The organism is Pseudoalteromonas sp. SG41-5, assembly GCF_014164495.1.
Classification (GTDB): Bacteria; Pseudomonadota; Gammaproteobacteria; order Enterobacterales; family Alteromonadaceae; genus Pseudoalteromonas; species Pseudoalteromonas rhizosphaerae.
Genome location: NZ_JACJFH010000202.1, coordinates 1 through 2,368, shown reverse-complemented (window position 1 = coordinate 2,368; position 2,368 = coordinate 1). Strand labels below are relative to the sequence as shown.

At 36.9% G+C, this 2,368-nt stretch carries 1 protein-coding gene; it reads left to right on the top strand.

The window, feature by feature from the left end; genetic code table 11:
• Positions 1-79: 79 nt before the first annotated feature.
• Positions 80-2,368: TonB-dependent receptor (locus tag H5232_RS22945; protein WP_182831603.1), on the top strand; the 2,289-nt coding region annotated here is incomplete at its 3' end.

Sequence of the window (2,368 nt, the reverse complement as noted above, 5' to 3'; positions counted from 1 at the left end):
GTTTTGTTTTGTAAATGTTAAATATATATACCCCAATTATTAATGGGGTATATAAATAATAACATTTAGGGATTCAATAATGATACAAGTGAACAAATTATTTAAAAAAGCTGCAGTTTGCGCAGCAATTTGCTCTTCATTAACTTTTTACAGTGCAACTGCATTAGCAGGAAACGTTGATGGTGCGATTAAAGGGGTTGTAACTCAACAATCAAGTTCAGCGCCTATTGCTGGGGCAACTGTTACTATTTCTAACAAAGAAAATGGTTATGTTAAACAGTTGATTGTAGATTCTAAGGGGCAATTTAACTTAGGTTCAATTCCAATCGGTAATTATGATATTAAAATAGAAAAAGATGGCTATCAGACATCTGTGTTAAATGATGTAAATATTGCAATTGGTAAGTCTTCGTCTCTTGAAATTAATATGGTTGCAGGTGACTTCGAAGTTATTTCTGTGACTGGTAGCCGAATTGCACGTGTTGACGTTACAAACTCAGAAGCATCATTTAATATTTCCGCTGATGAATTATCGCGCTTACCTGTTGCTCAAGATATTACATCTGTTGCAATGCTATCTCCCGGCGTAAATTTAGGTGATGCACGGTTTTCAGATGCTAAAGGTAGTTCATTAGGTAGTTTTGGCGGTGCTTCTCAAGCTGAAAATGTTTATTATGTAAATGGTCTTAATATGACCAATTTCCGCAATGGTGTTGGCGGGTCTACTATTCCATTTTTGGCTTATGACTCTTTCCAGATTAAAACAGGTGGTTACTCAGCTGAATTTGGACGCTCTACTGGTGGTGTTGTTAGCTCTGTAACAAAAAGTGGCTCTAACGAGTTCCATTTTGGTTTACAGCATACACAAAACCTTGATTCGCTCTATGGGAAACGTCCAAACTCTTATTATTTAGCTGATGATTGTAGCTATAAAGCTGAAAATGGTGACGTTGTTGAAGATTGTGCCAACCGAATTGGTGATATTATTACCGATAATAGTGGTGATTCAAGAGAGTCAAGAAAAACAGATCTTTTTGCAAGTGGTGCGTTAATTGAAGATACTTTATTTTTCTATGGTCTATATGAATTTAGAGAGACAAATTACGATGACATCCAAACTCGTGGGACAACATTATTAAATCGTAATGATGACGACCCTTATTATTTAGCCCGTCTTGACTGGAACATCAATGAAGACCATACCTTGATGGGATGGATTTTCAAAGATGAAACAACTGAAAATTCGACAACATATGATAGGGATGAAAATGGTGTTTTAGATACAGAAAACACTTCATCATCTAGTTCATTAACTGGAGGCACTAGTTGGTCAATACGTTATAATGGTAATATTACGGATTATTTTTCAGTGTCTGCTATGGCGGGTAAAGTTGAATTTAATGATACAACCCGTTCAGATGGTGCAGATTGTCCTGCAATCATTGATGCTCAAAATGGACAAAATCTTGGTTGTTGGGATCCTTCAGCATTTCAAATATCAACAAATAGTGACGAACGTAAGCAATATAGAATTGATTTTGAATGGCGAGTAGCTGATGATCATCAGTTACGTTTTGGTTATGATGCAGAGAAAAACACTTCAACTAGTGAAGTAGAGCTTTCTGGTGGAATTTATTACCGATATATTGGTTATGATGCCGGTGCGATTTTACCAAATGGTTATGAGATTCAAGATTCAGGCCGGTATGTTCGTGTACGTAATTACAATGTTGGCGGTGAGTTTGACATCAATAACGAAGCATTTTATATCGAAGATACTTGGAATATAACCGACCGCCTAACTGCAACTATTGGTTTCCGTTGGGATAGCTTTGAAAATCTTAATGCAAGTGGTGATACATTTGTTAAAATAGACAATCAATTTGCACCGCGCTTAGGGTTAGCTTATGATCTGTTTGGTGATGGCGAGCACAAAGTATTTGCTAATGCCGGACGTTACTTTTTACCTGTTGCTTCAAACACTAATGTTCGCTTAGCTGGTGCAGAGTTATATACTCATGATTACTACACAATACAAAGTGAAGGTACTGACGGTGTTCCTGTTTTAGGAGATAAACTAGGTGATACTGACGTAATTGGAGATGGAACGACTCCAAGTCCTGTAAGTGTTCGCGATAGTGGCTTAGCCCCAATGTATCAAGATGAGCTTATCTTAGGGTATCAAGGTATGATAAACGATGATTGGTCTTTTGGTGTTAAGTATACACGTCGTGAAGTTCAAAGTATTATTGATGATGGTAGTATGATTGAAGCATTTAAAAGTATTGGTTTAGAGGGGGCTGCAGCTAATCATTTCTTACTATTTAATCCTGGCGAAAGCGTATCATTCCAGTATGATTATAATGGC